General features: G+C 58.6%; 13 protein-coding genes and 1 pseudogene. 7 read left to right on the forward strand and 7 right to left on the reverse strand.

Annotated features, from left to right (window positions below; translation table 11 throughout):
* Positions 1–333: 333 nt before the first annotated feature.
* The 3 genes and pseudogenes from istB to BMZ91_RS21710 all read right to left on the reverse strand — a co-directional run bounded on the left by istB (position 334) and on the right by BMZ91_RS21710 (position 1,826).
* On the reverse strand, positions 334–1,086 hold the full coding sequence (gene istB, locus BMZ91_RS01655; RefSeq protein WP_092833656.1) for an IS21-like element helper ATPase IstB: 753 nt from the start codon (positions 1,084–1,086) through the stop codon (positions 334–336).
* A gap of 14 nt (positions 1,087–1,100) precedes the next feature.
* A pseudogene (locus BMZ91_RS01660) lies at positions 1,101–1,363 on the reverse strand (DDE-type integrase/transposase/recombinase); the annotation flags it as partial.
* Positions 1,364–1,553: 190 nt separating this feature from the next.
* Positions 1,554–1,826: a sigma factor gene (locus BMZ91_RS21710; RefSeq protein ID WP_425441528.1), complete on the reverse strand. Its 273-nt coding sequence runs from the start codon at positions 1,824–1,826 to the stop codon at positions 1,554–1,556.
* A gap of 358 nt (positions 1,827–2,184) precedes the next feature.
* On the opposite strand from BMZ91_RS21710, the gene BMZ91_RS01670 reads away from it, so the two are divergent.
* The 7 genes from BMZ91_RS01670 (at position 2,185) to BMZ91_RS01695 (ending at position 8,210) form a co-directional block, all read left to right on the forward strand.
* Positions 2,185–3,312 (forward strand): TRAP transporter substrate-binding protein, encoded by a 1,128-nt coding sequence (locus BMZ91_RS01670; RefSeq protein WP_092833657.1) that lies wholly within the window; start codon positions 2,185–2,187, stop codon positions 3,310–3,312.
* Between the two features lie 79 nt (positions 3,313–3,391).
* Positions 3,392–3,976 (forward strand): TRAP transporter small permease subunit, encoded by a 585-nt coding sequence (locus BMZ91_RS01675; protein WP_092833658.1) that lies wholly within the window; start codon positions 3,392–3,394, stop codon positions 3,974–3,976.
* Complete coding sequence (locus BMZ91_RS01680; protein ID WP_092833659.1) at positions 3,973–5,391, forward strand: TRAP transporter large permease; 1,419 nt, start codon at positions 3,973–3,975, stop codon at positions 5,389–5,391. Before BMZ91_RS01675 ends, BMZ91_RS01680 begins: the two co-directional genes overlap by 4 nt.
* Positions 5,381–6,727: an amidase gene (locus tag BMZ91_RS01685; RefSeq protein ID WP_092833661.1), complete on the forward strand. Its 1,347-nt coding sequence runs from the start codon at positions 5,381–5,383 to the stop codon at positions 6,725–6,727. The genes BMZ91_RS01680 and BMZ91_RS01685 overlap by 11 nt, the downstream gene beginning before the upstream one ends.
* 15 nt (positions 6,728–6,742) lie before the next feature.
* Entirely contained in the window at positions 6,743–6,901 is a 159-nt protein-coding gene (locus BMZ91_RS21335) for a hypothetical protein (protein ID WP_177193759.1), read from the forward strand.
* A gap of 1 nt (position 6,902) precedes the next feature.
* Positions 6,903–7,868, forward strand: coding sequence for a 2-hydroxyacid dehydrogenase (locus tag BMZ91_RS01690; RefSeq protein WP_092833663.1), 966 nt, complete (start codon positions 6,903–6,905; stop codon positions 7,866–7,868).
* A 60-nt stretch (positions 7,869–7,928) separates the two neighbouring features.
* The gene (locus BMZ91_RS01695) at positions 7,929–8,210 is read left to right on the forward strand and encodes a YrhK family protein (protein WP_092833665.1); all 282 of its coding nucleotides are present in this window, start codon (positions 7,929–7,931) and stop codon (positions 8,208–8,210) included.
* A 67-nt stretch (positions 8,211–8,277) separates the two neighbouring features.
* Here the strand turns inward: BMZ91_RS01695 and mdoH are convergent, their stop codons facing one another.
* From mdoH to BMZ91_RS01715, 4 genes are read right to left on the reverse strand one after another with little or no spacing between them, the layout of a single operon-like run.
* A complete protein-coding gene (mdoH, locus tag BMZ91_RS01700; RefSeq protein WP_177193760.1) occupies positions 8,278–10,161 on the reverse strand; it encodes a glucans biosynthesis glucosyltransferase MdoH in 1,884 nt (627 codons plus the stop codon).
* A complete protein-coding gene (locus BMZ91_RS01705; RefSeq protein ID WP_092834110.1) occupies positions 10,149–11,660 on the reverse strand; it encodes an OpgD/OpgG family glucan biosynthesis protein in 1,512 nt (503 codons plus the stop codon). Before BMZ91_RS01705 ends, mdoH begins: the two co-directional genes overlap by 13 nt.
* Positions 11,657–12,889 carry an OpgC family protein gene (locus BMZ91_RS01710; RefSeq protein WP_092833667.1) on the reverse strand — a complete coding sequence of 411 codons (1,233 nt, stop codon included), beginning with the start codon at positions 12,887–12,889 and terminating at the stop codon, positions 11,657–11,659. Before BMZ91_RS01710 ends, BMZ91_RS01705 begins: the two co-directional genes overlap by 4 nt.
* Before the next feature lie 33 nt (positions 12,890–12,922).
* Positions 12,923–14,299 carry a tetratricopeptide repeat protein gene (locus BMZ91_RS01715; protein ID WP_092833669.1) on the reverse strand — a complete coding sequence of 459 codons (1,377 nt, stop codon included), beginning with the start codon at positions 14,297–14,299 and terminating at the stop codon, positions 12,923–12,925.
* Positions 14,300–14,377 lie beyond the last annotated feature (78 nt).

Consider the following 14,377-nt stretch of genomic DNA (forward strand, 5'->3'; position numbering starts at 1 on the left):
CGTCTGACAGCAGCTTGATTGTATCGAGTAGTCAGTAGTGGAAGTCGGCGTGTGAGGAGGTCATAGACAGGAAGGACAAAAGATCGGTGACGACGGTTTTGAAAACGCATCCGGGTCAATGGGCCAAGAGCCCGCAGAACTGATTTTGCATCAAAGCCGCGCAGCTCCATACCGGCCAGCGGTCATTTGATTGCCGCACAACAGGCCTGATACATGACCGCACCCGATCACACGTCACTATGTCGAAAAACCATCTTGCGCGAACGGGGGTATCCATACATGACCCGGTGTTGTCACCGAGATTTGACCCGCTCAGTCGTTATGCTTTGTTCGTCATGATGTGGTCAATGGTGGTGTCTCCTTCCTTTTCTGTTTCGCAATCTCAGAGCTGGCTTTGAAGCGGTAGCTGTCATTGCCGGTCTCGAGGATGTGGCATCTGTGGGTGAGCCGATCGAGCAGCGCAGTGGTCATCTTGGCATCACCAAAGACCGTTGCCCATTCGCTGAAGCTGAGGTTGGTGGTGATGACGCCGGTACGCCCATAGAATCGGCTCAGCAGGTGGAACAGCAGCGCACCGCCTGATGTGCTGAACGGCAGGTAGCCCAGCTCGTCGAGGATCACGATGTCTGTCTTCACCAGTGCCTCAGCGATCTTTCCAGCCTTGCCGAGGGCCTTTTCCTGTTCCAGCGCGTTGACCAGTTCGACCGTCGAGAAGAAGCGCACGCGTTTGCGGTGATGTTCTATGGCTTGGATGCCGAGAGCAGTCGCAACGTGGCTTTTACCCGTGCCTGGCCCACCGATTAAGACCACATTTTCAGCGGCGTCCATGAACTCACACCGTTGTAGTTGGCGTACGAGAGCCTCATTGATCTCGCTGGCGGAGAAGCTAAAGCCGGAAAGATCCTTGTAGGCTGGGAAGCGCGCGACCTTCATGTGGTATGCGATTGAACGCACCTCTCGTTCAGCCATCTCTGCCTTGAGCAACTGCGAGAGTATAGGGACGGATGCATCGAATGCAGGCGCTCCCTGTTCGATGAGATCGCCAACAGCCTGCGCCATTCCGGGCATCTTCAGGCTGCGCAGCATGATAACGATAGCGGCACCGACGGTTCGATGCCAGCCTCGGCCAAACGCTCTGTGTAGGAATGGATAAATATTGCCCGCTGCGGTCCGAGTGATGAATCAGTCCGCCTTTCTGAACTGGCCGTCGATCATGTAAGGCCTGTTCCAGAACATCCAGCACAAAGTCAGTTTTGGCAGACCGCGAGACCCGCCATCCGACGATGCGGTCAGCGAACGTGTCGATGACGAAGGCCACATAGATAAAGCCCTGCCACGTGGACACATAGGAAAAGTCGCTGACCTGTGCTACGGAATTGGTCGTTCAGCTCTCTGACCCGTCCCTGCGGGGTTGGCCCACCGTCCCGAAGATCCTGGACCTCGTCGATATCGACAGCAGTTGCTTTGCGGGCGCTCAGTTTATCAATCGCAAGGTTGCGCGCAAGCGTAATGAGCCAGGTCATCGGACTATACCCATTGACGGCATAGTTGTCTTATCTTTGCCAGATTCTGACAAAGACCTCTTGCAATGCGTCTTCTGCTTCGGCGCGGTTATTCAATATACGAAGGCGAACCCCAAAGAGTTTCGCAGAGGTTGCATCATAGAGCATCGAGAATGCCCGTCGGTCCCCCAAACCAACGCGGGCGATCAGACCCTCTATTTCACTGCGTGTTGACACCGGGTAAGGGCGGCCCTGGCTGTTGGGTTCGACTACATGATCCCGCCGTTTGAAGGACACTGTCGCGAACATTATTGAACGCCGCATCGGTGTTCAAGCACCGCCGAAACCCGGCAACCAAAAATGCCGGGATCAAATGACCTGCGCGCCGTGATTGTATCGCTGAAAACAATACGCCCATGGATGTATCTGGACTCATCTGAAATCACCTTAAGAGCTCGCAGTTTCTGCGAATTTCGGGTGATTTTACAGGTGAAACAGTCCAAGTGCCCGAAAAATAAGCTCAGTTGGTCAAACATTCTTACCAGAATGCTTGTCTTTGATCCCATAACCAGTAACATCGCGCAGGCGTGGCGATCCGCCTTACGTCGAATCGACTTTTGCGGTTCTATCGGCTCGCCATCAAAATGCGATTAATCGCAAGTGAACGTAATGGGAGGAAACCATGACAGACAAGGCAAAATTGGACCGGCGCTCGTTCCTGCAGCGCGCGGCCTTTGCCGGGACCGCTGCAGCAGGCACGCTGGCAGCTCCGGCCGTATTGGCGCAAGCGCCGATCGTTCTCAAAATGCAAACATCCTGGGGTGCGGGCAACATCTGGCAAGAATTTGCACAGGATTATGCCGATCGCGTCGAAGCAATGTCCGGCGGCCGTTTGAAAATCGATGTTCTGCCCGCAGGTGCCGTTGTTGCGGCGTTCCAGGTTCTGGACGCGGTGAACGATGGTATTCTGGATATCGCGCACTCGGTGCCGGTCTATTGGTACGGCAAAAACAAAGCGGCGTCGCTGTTCGGCACCGGCCCGGTTTTCGGCGGCTCGGCAACCACGATGCTGTCATGGTTCTATGAAGGCGGCGGCAAGGCGCTTTACGACGAGCTGACACAAGACATCCTCGGGATGGACGTTGACGGCTATCTTGGCTTCCCGATGTTCGCACAGCCCTTTGGCTGGTTCAAAGGCGAAGTGAACACCGTCGAAGACCTGGACGGCTTCAAATACCGTACCGTGGGTCTGGCGGCTGATCTTCTGCAATCCATGGGTATGTCTGTGGCACAGCTTCCGGGCGGCGAAATCGTTCCCGCGATGGAGCGTGGCGTGATCGACGCGTTCGAATTCAACAACCCGTCGTCAGATAAAGACTTTGGCGCGCATGACGTCGCCAAAAACTACTATCTGTCATCCTATCACCAGGCGTCGGAAAGCTTCGAATTCCTCTTCAACCGTCTCACGATGGAAGATCTTGATCCCGATCTTGCGGCGATCCTGAAGTACGGCGTTGAAGCGGCGTCGACCGCGAACACCGCAAAAGCGATGCGCCGTTATTCGGCAGACCTGAAATGGCTGCAGGAAGAGGCCGGCGTGAATGTGCACCGCACCTCGGAAAGCATCCTTGCCGGTCAACTTGAGGCCTGGGATAAACTGATCCCGCAGCTTGAAGAAGATCCGTTCATGAAGAAAACTCTCGACAGCCAGCGCGCCTGGGTCGAGCAGGTCACCTATTATGAGCTTATGAACTCGCCGGATTATACGCTTGCGTTTAATCACTACTTCCCCGGCAAGCTTAAAATGTGATCTCAGAGTAAAATCTGACGTGATCAAGGCCTCGGCGACAAACGCGCCGGGGCCACTTTTCAACTGAAAGGGGGCTCGTGTGATTAATTTCATACGTTTTGCCGACAACCTGTCGGCCTGGTTTGGCAAATCCTTTGCCTGGCTCATCATCCTGATGGCCGTTGGCACCGGATATGAGGTTGTCGTCCGCTATATCTTTAACAATCCGACCGCCTGGGCACTTGATGTGTCTTTCATCATGTATGGCACGCTGTTCATGATGGGTGGGGCCTATACCCTTTCACGGGGCGGGCATGTAAGGGGCGATTTTCTTTATCGGCTTTGGCAGCCGCGCAATCAGGCAAAGATTGATTTCGTGCTCTATATCATCTTTTTCTTTCCGGGCGTTATCGCGCTGGTTCTGGCTGGATGGAAATACGCGGCACGATCATGGTCTTACGGCGAAGTTTCGGTCAACAGCCCTGCCGGTGTGCCGATCTATCAATTCAAGACCGTCATCGTTGTCGCCGGTCTTTTGCTGTTCATTCAAGGTATCGCCCAGGTTTGCCGCTGCATTCACTGCATGCGCACCAATGAATGGCTTCCCGCCGATGAAGACGTCTTTGAGACCGAAGACCTGCTGATGCAAAAGGCCTCTGAGGCCGAGAAGGATGCACATCCATGACCGATCCCCAAATCGCCCTGATGATGCTGGGCCTGTTCATCATCTTCGTGTTTCTGGGCTTTCCGATTGCCTTTACGCTGATGGCCATGGGCATTGGCTTTGGCTATTACGCTTATTTCGACGCGCGCCGGATGTGGCGCAGCTTTGACCGGATGGCCGACGATACCGGCTGGCTTGATTCAACGAGCCTCTGGATAGAGGGGTTATTCAACAACCGAATATTCGATTTGTTCGTGAACCAGACGTTCACGGTCATGTCGAATGAGGTTCTGACCGCCGTTCCGCTGTTCCTGTTCATGGGCTATATCGTCGAGCGCGCCAATATCGTTGACCGGCTGTTTTCCACGCTCAATATCGCCGCCAAGAACATGCCCGGCTCGATGGGGGTTGCGGCGCTTATCACCTGTGCCCTGTTCGCCACCGCAACCGGCATCGTGGGCGCGGTTGTCACGCTGATGGGTCTTCTGGCGCTGCCGGCGATGCTCAAGGCGCGGTATGATCCGTCGTTCGCCAGTGGCATTATCTGTGCGGGCGGGACGCTTGGTATCCTTATCCCGCCGTCGATCATGCTGATCGTCTATGCGGCGGCCTCGAACGTGTCGATTGTCCGCCTTTATGCGGCGGCGCTCTTGCCCGGTCTGACGCTGGTGTCGCTTTACCTCATCTACGTCATCGGTCGCTCCATCCTTCAGCCGTCGGTCGCACCGCGCCCGACCAAAGAAGAAGTGCCCGACATTCCCAAGTCGCAGCTTTTCATCATGATCCTGACGTCGCTTGTGCCGTTGGCCTTTCTTATCCTTGCTGTGCTTGGCTCGATCCTGTTTGGTCTTGCCACCCCAAGCGAGGCGGCCTCGATCGGTGCATTGGGCGGTATCTTCCTTGCCTTTGTCTATCGTGCGATGACCTGGCAGCGGATGCGCGAAAGCGTCTATCTGACGGTGCGGACCACCGCGATGGTGTGCTGGCTGTTTGTTGGCTCTTACACCTTCTCGGCCGTGTTTTCATATCTTGGCGGCGAGCATCTGATTTCAGAGTTCGTTCAGGGCCTGAACCTTAGCCCGCTGATGTTCCTGTTGCTTGCGCAGCTGATTATCTTCCTTCTGGGCTGGCCGCTGGAATGGTCCGAGATCATCATCATCTTCGTGCCGATCTTCCTGCCGTTGCTGGCGTTCTTTCAGATTGACCCGCTGTTCTTCGGCATTCTGGTCGCGCTTAACCTTCAGACCAGCTTCCTAACGCCACCAATGGCGATGTCAGCCTATTATCTGAAGGGCATCGCGCCGCCGGAAATCAAGCTGACGCAGATCTTTTCGGGCGTCATGCCCTTCCTGTTCTGTGTCTTCATAGCCATGGCGATGATGTACATCTTCCCGCAGATCGTCTTTTATCTGCCGGAGCTGATGTATGGCAAATAAGGCCGATATCCTGATGCTGGACGCTTGCACCCTTCGCGAGCGTCTGGCGACCGGTGCGCTTAGCGCGCTGGACGTGGTCGAGGCCTCGATTGCGCGGATCGAGGCCCGCGAACCCGAAGTACACGCCTGGGCATGGTTTGATCCCGAATTTGCCCGCCATCAGGCGCGCCAACTTGATATCCACCGCCAGACCGGGCGCGCCATCGGGCCGCTGCATGGTTTGCCGGTGGCGCTTAAGGACATCATCGACACCGCGAAAATTCCGACGGAAAACGGCTGTGTTCTCGACAAGGGCCGGGTGCCGGTCAGGGATGCCACTATCGTCGAAAAGCTCAAGACGGCCGGCGCAATCATCATGGGCAAGACGGTCACGACCGAGCTGGCCTTCATGCAGGCCGGGCCGACGTGCAATCCGCATAACCTTGCGCACAGCCCTGGTGGCTCCTCTTCGGGTTCTGCGGCGGCGGTGGCCGACGGCATGGTGCCCCTCGCGGTTGGCACACAGACCGGCGGGTCGATCATTCGCCCGGCGTCTTACTGCGGGATCACCGGGTTCAAACCCAGCTTTGGGGCGATCCCGCGCACCGGCGTTCTGATGCAATCGCCGACCCTCGATACGGTCGGCGTCTTTGCCCGCACCCCGGCCGATGCCGCGCTTCTGTCCCAGGTGCTGTTTGGCTATGACGAGGCCGATCCGGCGACCCGCCCCGAACCGGCGCCGCCCCTGCTTGAGATCGCGAGGTCGGACCCACCGATCAAGCCGATCTTTGCCTTCGTCAAACCGCCCGGCTGGGACGACGCCGACCCCGAGCTTCACGCCGCCTTTGCCGAACTGGCCGAGGCCCTTGGCGACCGTATGTTCGAGGTTGATCTTCCCGCGCCCTTTGGCGATGCCGCCATGCTGCGCGAGCGGGTGAACTTTGCCGAGATGGCCCGCTATTATTACAGCTATGGCAACAAAGGCTCTGAGCAACTTGGCCCCCTCACGCTTGAGGCGCTGAGTAAGGGCAACGCCATTCTGGCGCGCGATTATCTTGCGGCACTTGATTGGGGTGACGTGCTTTATGCCGGGCTTGACGAGATCTTCGATCGCTGTGACGCGATCATCTGCCCCGCCGCCATGGGCCCCGCGCCCGAGGGGCTTGAGTTCACCGGAAGCGCGCTCTTCAACGGGCTTTGGACATTCGTGGGCACGCCCGCGATCACCATCCCCGCGTTTACTGCGGAAAACGGGCTTCCGATGGGGATTCAGCTTGTCGCCGCACGCGGCAATGACGGGCGGCTTTTACGGAATGCAAACTGGTTTCAAGGCTGGCTGACCGAGGCCGGCGCTTAACGAAAGGACAGACACATGAACAGATTCCTTGCCCTCTTCGCCTTTGCGGTTTTCGCGGGATTTCTTTACATTCTCGCCAGCAAGATCGGCGAAATTGACCTTTGGATCGTGACGCTTCTGACGGCTGGCCTTGCGGCATATGACTTCGTAACCTCCAGCAAGGACAATAGCTGATATGTCGGACAAGCCTGTTATCTGGATTCCGCGGCGCCTTTCGGATGCGACACTGGCCCGCGCGCGCCGCGACTACGAGGTCATCCTGAACGAGGACGACACCCCCGGCAGCGCCGAGGATATCATCGCGATGAGCGCCCGTGTCGAGGGCATGATCCCTTGCCATTCCGAGCATTTCAGCGCCGAGGTCGTGGCACAGCTTGATCCGCGCATGAAGATCGTCGCCAATCATTCGGTCGGGGTCGATCATTGCGACCTGCCCGCGCTTGAATCGCATGGCGTTGTGGTGACAAACACGCCGGATGTTCTATCGGATGCCACCGCCGAGATTGCCATGCTCTTGATGCTGGGTGCTGCGCGTCATGCGGTCGCCGGCGACAGGATTGTACGCACCGGCGCCTGGGATAGCTGGTCACCGTCCTTCATGGTCGGAAAACAGGTAACCGGCGCGCGTATCGGGATTGTCGGAATGGGCCGGGTCGGTCGTGCCTTCGCGCGCAAGGCGCGTGGGTTTGACATGGAAATCCATTACCATAACCGCTCGCGCCTCTCGCCCGAGGATGAGGCCGGGGCGATCTTTCACGCCGATGTTGACAGCCTGCTTGAGGTGTCTGATTTCCTGTCGCTGCATTGTCCCGCGACGCCGGACACCCGAAAGCTGCTGAACGCCGAACGCCTGGCGCGCCTGCCGGTAGGTGCCGTGATCGTCAACACCGCACGCGGCGCCCTGATCGACGAGTCGGCCCTGCTTGAGGCCCTCAATTCCGGGCATGTCGCCGCCGCAGGGCTTGATTGCTTTGAGGTCGAACCCGGCGGCAACCCCGACTTTGCGGCGCATGACAACATCTTCATGCTGCCCCATATCGGCAGCGCCACACGCGCCACGCGTGACGCGATGGGGTTCCGGGCGCTTGATAACCTCGACGCATTTTTTGCAGGCAAGGAACCGAAGGATCGGCTGGTCTGAGTTGCGCGTGCAGGATAGGCTGTCTACCTTGGCCATATCCGAGGCAAAGGGAGCGGCGCAATGGGCCTGTTCGACCATCGCAACCGAGAGCGCAACGCGGATACTCGCAGGATTTATGCCGCTTATGAAATCGCACACACAGTCGTGGATTTCATGGCGGCGATCTGTTTTCTGGTTGGGTCGGTTCTGTTTCTCTGGTCAGACTACGAGACCGAAGCGATCTGGCTTTTCATTGTCGGATCCTTCTTTTTCTGCGTGAAACCAACGCTGCGGCTGGCGCGCGAGGTACAGCTTTGGCGCATGGGGCAATTGGAAACACTGGCGGAGCGCGCGGACAAGTGAGATAGCGCCCTTCATCGCAGGTTTGCCCAGGTTGAATGACCGCGTCGGGCACCGCCCAAAACCGACCCTATTCCGCCGCGATAGGCGTCTGGATTGTCTCATGAAACAGCATGCGATGCGAGCGCGCCAGAGTCAGGATCGGCGGCATCTCCAGCATTTCCGGCGTCGCCATCACGTGGCGCAAGCCGCGTCGTGACCCAAGTCGAACGCCCGATATCATCGACAAAGGCACCGCCAACACAAGGCTTATCGTGATCGGCAAAAGCCAGATCGAGACCATCCCCGCCAGCATGCCAATCCCAAGCAACGCCCCGCTCAGGGTTTCAACCGCATGGAACTTGAGCACCGTTAGCGGGCCATAGCTACCACCCTTGCGGGCCTGCGGCGACCATGTTGGCCGGATGCCGATCACCGTGCGCAGAACCGCCACCAGTTGTTGCACCATCATGATCGGGGCAAACAGGATCGACAGGGCGATCTCGGCCACAAGCGACAACACGAACCGCACCCCACCGCCAAACCGCGCGATCCGCACCTCGGCAAGGCCAAGCGCCGCCGCCCCCATCAGCTTGGGCGCAAGCAACATGCCGTACATGAACAGCAGGATCAAAACAGAGCTAACGCGGCTCATCTCGGGCCAGATCGGATAGAGCGGGTTTTCGGCCGAGAAATAGGTGATCACACTATCGGGTCCGTTCCCCAACAGCGCCCAGATCACCAAAAGCCCAAACCAGGCCGGTGACAAAAGATAGCTAAAGGCGCCATGCAGCAGGTGAAAGCGCGACACCGCATGCAAACCGCGCGTGCCCAAAAGGCCAAGGTGTTGCAGGTTGCCATGACACCAGCGGCGGTCGCGCAGGGCATAATCAATCAGGGTCGCGGGCGGCTCTTCATAGCTGCCGCCGATCGAGGGCATGAAGCGCACCGCCCAACCGGCCCGGCGCAAAAGCCCGGCCTCGACAAAGTCATGGCTCAGGATCAGATTTCCCTTACCCCAAAGCGACGGCATCCGTGGCAGGCCGGCACAATCGGCAAAGGCGCGGGTGCGCAGAATCGCGTTGTGACCCCAGTAATTGCCCTCTGGACCGGTCCAACCGGCGAGGCCTTCGCTAAGCAGGGTGCCATAGACCGAGGCCGAGAATTGCTGCACCCGGCCAAACAGGGTATCCGACCCGACCACAAGCGGGGCCGATTGAATAAGGCCTGCGGATGGGTCGGCGGCCATTTCATCGCTGAGGCGAATCAACGCCTCGGCGCTCATCAGGCTATCGGCATCCAGCACCACCATCGCGGCATAGGCAGCGCCCCAGTTTTCCAGCCATTGTGCAATATTGCCGACCTTGCGCTCGGTGTTCTGAACGCGCCTGCGATACCAGACCCCGGCCCCCGGCGGCAGCGCGGCGCGCAGCGTGGCAAAGGCGCGCTGTTCGGCCATGGCGATGGCGGCGTCCTGGGTGTCGCTGAGGATAAAGAGGTCGAATTTATGCGCGGTTTTGGCGTGATTCAACGCCATCACCATGGCGCAGGCATTGCCGAACACCTCGGCAGGGTCTTCGTTATAGATCGGCACCAAAAGGGCAACGTTCATCGGCGTCGGATGCCCTCGCGCGCCCTTGGTCTTGCGCATCACGAAACAGGCCAGCCCAAGCATCGCGGTGCCCACCGCCAGAGCGATCCAGAAAAACGTCACCACCACCAGCGCCAAAAGCACCCATTCAAGCCACCACATGCCCCCGGTCGACAGCCAGTCGGCAAAGGCCAAGCCAAGCGCCCCTGTGGTGGCGATGGCCGGCAAAAAAGCCGCCGCACGCCGCAACCAGATGCGCCCGACCGGCACCCAACCGGGCGCGCGCGGGTCGCGGTGCGCACGGCGCAGGCTCTGAACCGGGTGGGCCATCGGGCTTGGCGGCGGCATATGCGCCGACCTTGGAAAGGCGGTCAGGCGGTCCATCGGTATAACCACACCTCGGTCACAGACCGGCCCTGATAAAACAGTTGCGCGCGCAATTCCGCCGCCGTGACATCGCCGGGTTGAAACGAAAACGCAAGCCGGGGGCCGCCGGTATCCGGGTTGCGTTGAACCAGCCCCTCGGACACCTCAAGCCGGTTCGAGCTTGCGTGGATCACTAGATCCTCAAGGTCATCGGGAAGCGCCTCATGCGGGGCAAAATCAATCGCCACGACCTTTTTCTCGCCGTGGGTAAAGCCCTTGCCGATCCGGGTGTTGAGAACCTGCGATACCGGTTTTTTGGTCTCGATCTGATCGACCCAGGTCATGTGATAGCTAAAGCTGTGCTCGCTTCCGGCCGCCAGCGGATCGCGCGGGCGCCAATAGGCGACGATGTTGTCGTAAATTTCTTTGTCGGTGGGGATTTCCACAAGCGTGATCGCACCCCGGCCCCAATCTTCGCCGGGGGTAATCCAGAGGCTGGGCCGCTTGTGATAAAGCGCCTCAAGATCGGCAAAGTCGGAAAACCGCCGCTCGCGCTGTGCAAGGCCAAAGCCCTGCGGATTTTCATCGACAAAGCTTGAAATCTGCACGTCCCGCGGATTGGCCAACGGTCGCCAGATCATCTCTCCCCGGCCATTGAGGATGCTGAGCCCGTCACTGTCATGGACCGCAGGCCGGAAATCATCAAACCGGTTGCGGTTGGTTTCATCGAAAAAGAACATCGAGGTCAGCGGCGCAATCCCGATATTGCCTAGCTCGACCCGTGGGAACAGCGTGCAACTTACATCGACATCGGTCGCCTTGCCGTTGGGACGCAGGGCAAAATGATAGATGCCGGTCACCGACGCGCTTTCCATCAACGCATGGATCTTATGCGTGGTCGCGCCCATGGCGGGGCGTTCGATCCAGAACCGGGTGAAGTCGGGAAATTCCTCGCCCTCGGGGGCGGCGGTGTTCACCGCAAGCCCGCGCGCCGACAGCCCGTAAACCAGATCGCGCGCAATCACCCGGAAATAGCTGGCGCCCTGAAACACCGCGTATTCCTGAAAAATGCCCGGCTTTTCAAGCTCGGCGCGCAGACGAACCCCGGAATAGCCAAGATGTCCGTCAAGCGGCAGGTCCGGCGCGGTATCGGTCTTGTCAAACAGGCTGAAATCGAACGGCAAAACGCGGCTCTGGCCATCCTCGACAAGGTTCACCTCAACCGTGTTGGGGAAATACAGGCCCGGATGAAACAGATCGACGCGCAGCGGATAATCCGTATCCGACCAGATCGCGTCGCGGCTTCTGAACCAGATCGAGCGGTATTCGTCATAGGACATTTCACGCCAGGCCTGCGGCACGGTCGCGCGTTTGGCATAGGGTTTGCGCGCGATGTCGCGGGCCAGATCAACCAACCCCTCTTTGGAAAAGGGTGTCGTGGCCACGTCATCGGCGCGCGCCAGGGCAGGGCTTAGCGCGAAGGCCGCGACGGATTTCAATAGGTCACGCCGATTCATTTCGCGACCCTCCATGGGTGGGATTTGAACCACGCCACTGAATAGGCCACCACAATCAGCGCGCCAAAGCCGATGAAGTTGGCCAGCGTCATGTTCCAGGTATTGCGCCCGATCTGATCCATTACAAAGCCCGAGAGGCGCGCGAAGAACATCGAGAAGACAAAGACCGCAAGTGATTGCTGGCCAACCTTGAGGATCATTGCCAAAAGGCCGCGCCAGAGCCGCGCAAGCGTGCCGTCGCCCGCGACCTTGAGGCGCGCACCGCCTTCGCCGGCCGCGACCCAGCACAGATAGGCAAGCGCAAGGAAATGCGCATATCGCAGAATGCCAAAGTCGGATTTGTTGAACAGCCCGCGATTGTCGATCCGCCAGCTGCGCGCCCAGTCAAAGCCAAACTCTCTTATGCCGATGTTGGAGAACGGGATATTGGCAACAACCACAACTGCGGCCACGATAATCAGCGTCCGGTTTACCGGCGGTTTCGGAATCCAACCGCGCATGAAGGCAAATCCGGTAAAAAAGATAAGCTGCCAGCCGAAGGGGTTGAAGAACCACTTGCGATCCGACCATGGCTCGGCCGGGAAACCAAGGTGCATATCGCTTAGCCCAAGCCCCTCTAGCACCGAGCGTTGCGCGAAAAGCCAGATCAGCGCGATGATCCCCGCCACGGCCCAGAGGTTTACACGGCTCAGGGCCATGATCAGCGGCATCATCGCCAGGATCACCATATACATCGGCAGAATGTCGAAATAATTCGGCACATAGGTCAGGGTGAATATCCCCACCAGTTCCGGGCCGGGATCATCAAAGAACTTCCAAAGATTGAGCGAGCCGATATAGGTCTTGTCGAAATTGCCGAAATGATCAATCGCCGCCAACAATGTGGCGATGGCGAAAAACATGCAGATATGTGACCAGTAAACCTGCCAGACGCGGTGCCCCACGCGCATCGTACCCAAGGGCAAACCCGCGCGGTCAAAGGTGCGCCCAAAGGCGATGGCCGACGCCATGCCAGAGCAGAACACGAAAATCTCGGTCGCGTCGGAAAAGCCCCAGCGGGCCGGAATCCAGCTTGTGAAGAAATTGCGCGGGGTATGGGCACACAGGATGATGAACATCGCGATCCCGCGAAAGAAATCCAGACGGATATCGCGGGTCGACGCCACGGGAGCGGCAACGGCCTGGGTTGGACGGCTATTGGTCATGGCCGGATCGGCAACACTCGTCATGCGGTGTCGGCTCCTTTTGTGGAAAATAAGCGCTTATTCGGCCGGAAGGCGGCCTGCCTGTTTCCAGTCACCTTTGGACTCGGCAATCAGATCGAAGCGGGCACTGGCATAGGCATCCAGTCGGCCAGCGCGCTGTGTCAGGCGTTCCTGCAAAATGACCTCTGCATCATCAAGGAACCCGCCACGAATCGCAGAATCGATTGTCAGGCGTTCGAACACGTCTCGTTGTGCATGACTGCCGCCAGCAAGTTGCATGGATCGTCTTGCCCGTCCAAGGTTAAGAAACGCGGTCTTGTAATCCCCTTCCCCGAAGGCCTCAAGCCCTGTTGCGGCCGATAGGCCGGGTGTTGCCAGGCGCGCTTTCATCTCATCGGCGGTGGTTGTGCGGGCATCGCGTTGCAGGCGCGCCATCATACGTTTGACGGCTTCGGTCCGCTCGCCCCCGATAAGCGCCATGAGGTAGTGCAGATCGGCAAAGACAAGGCAGGCATCTTCGGTGCGGCGTTCGGATATATCGGCAAGCTCTTCCCAGCGGTCGCCGACATTGATGCCCTCAAGTTCGAGCCGCATCAAAAGCGCGCTGCCATTGGAAATATCGCGGAAATCGTCGGTTCTATCGCTGCGGATTTCAGTATCGTAAAGGTCGAACACCACGTCGATCTCGCCCTGATCAAGGTGCATCAGGGCCTTGTGCCACCACACGTGATAGCGAAAGTTGTTGCAATGCGCCCAGGCATGTTCGCGCCCGTCAAGCCAGCTCAGGCCCGCGCGCGCGTTGCCGGTCATGTCAAACACATGCGCCATCGCATGCAGACCCCAGGCATCATCCGGCGACAGGCTCAGCCCAAGGCGCCCGGCGGTTTCGGCGCGGCTATATTCGCCGGTTTCCTCAAGGGTGAACGCGTGACAGCCAAACAGATAGCCGCGCGCCGGATGTTTGGCATCATAAGCCGGCAAAACCGCTTCGACCGAGGCGCGCATGCCCTTGCCATCCCCTAGGATAAACCGGGTGGCGTGGCTGATCTTCATCGCCATCGCATCTTCGGGCCAGCGCGCAAGGATCGCTTCCATCTCGTGGATGGTCTCGCTTGGTCGCCCCGCAAGCCATGCACAAAGCCCGCGTACATAGCCCATTTCACGCTCGTTCGGCGTGATCCTTTGGGCGCCCGCCAAAGCCGCAGAATAGGCTTCTTGCGCGGTTTCCATAAGCTCTCGGCGCCCCAGCATCAGGAAGAACATGCCCTTGACCGCATGGGCCATGGCAAAATCAGGCGCCTCTTTCAGAACCATGCCAAGATGTTCAGGCGTACTCGCGGCATGGGCCAGAAACGCCAGCACCATCCTATCCCACGCTTGGGCGGCGACAGGCGATGATACGGTCATTTCGTACCCAAATTGATCATTGCGCATGGCCCGATATCCTTTCGGCAGTAACGTCTTAATCAGCTAGCCAGCTATTTGACACGCCAGCAACACGTCGGCGAGGCA

The sequence above is a fragment of the Roseovarius lutimaris genome (assembly GCF_900115165.1).
Taxonomy (GTDB): domain Bacteria; phylum Pseudomonadota; class Alphaproteobacteria; order Rhodobacterales; family Rhodobacteraceae; genus Roseovarius; species Roseovarius lutimaris.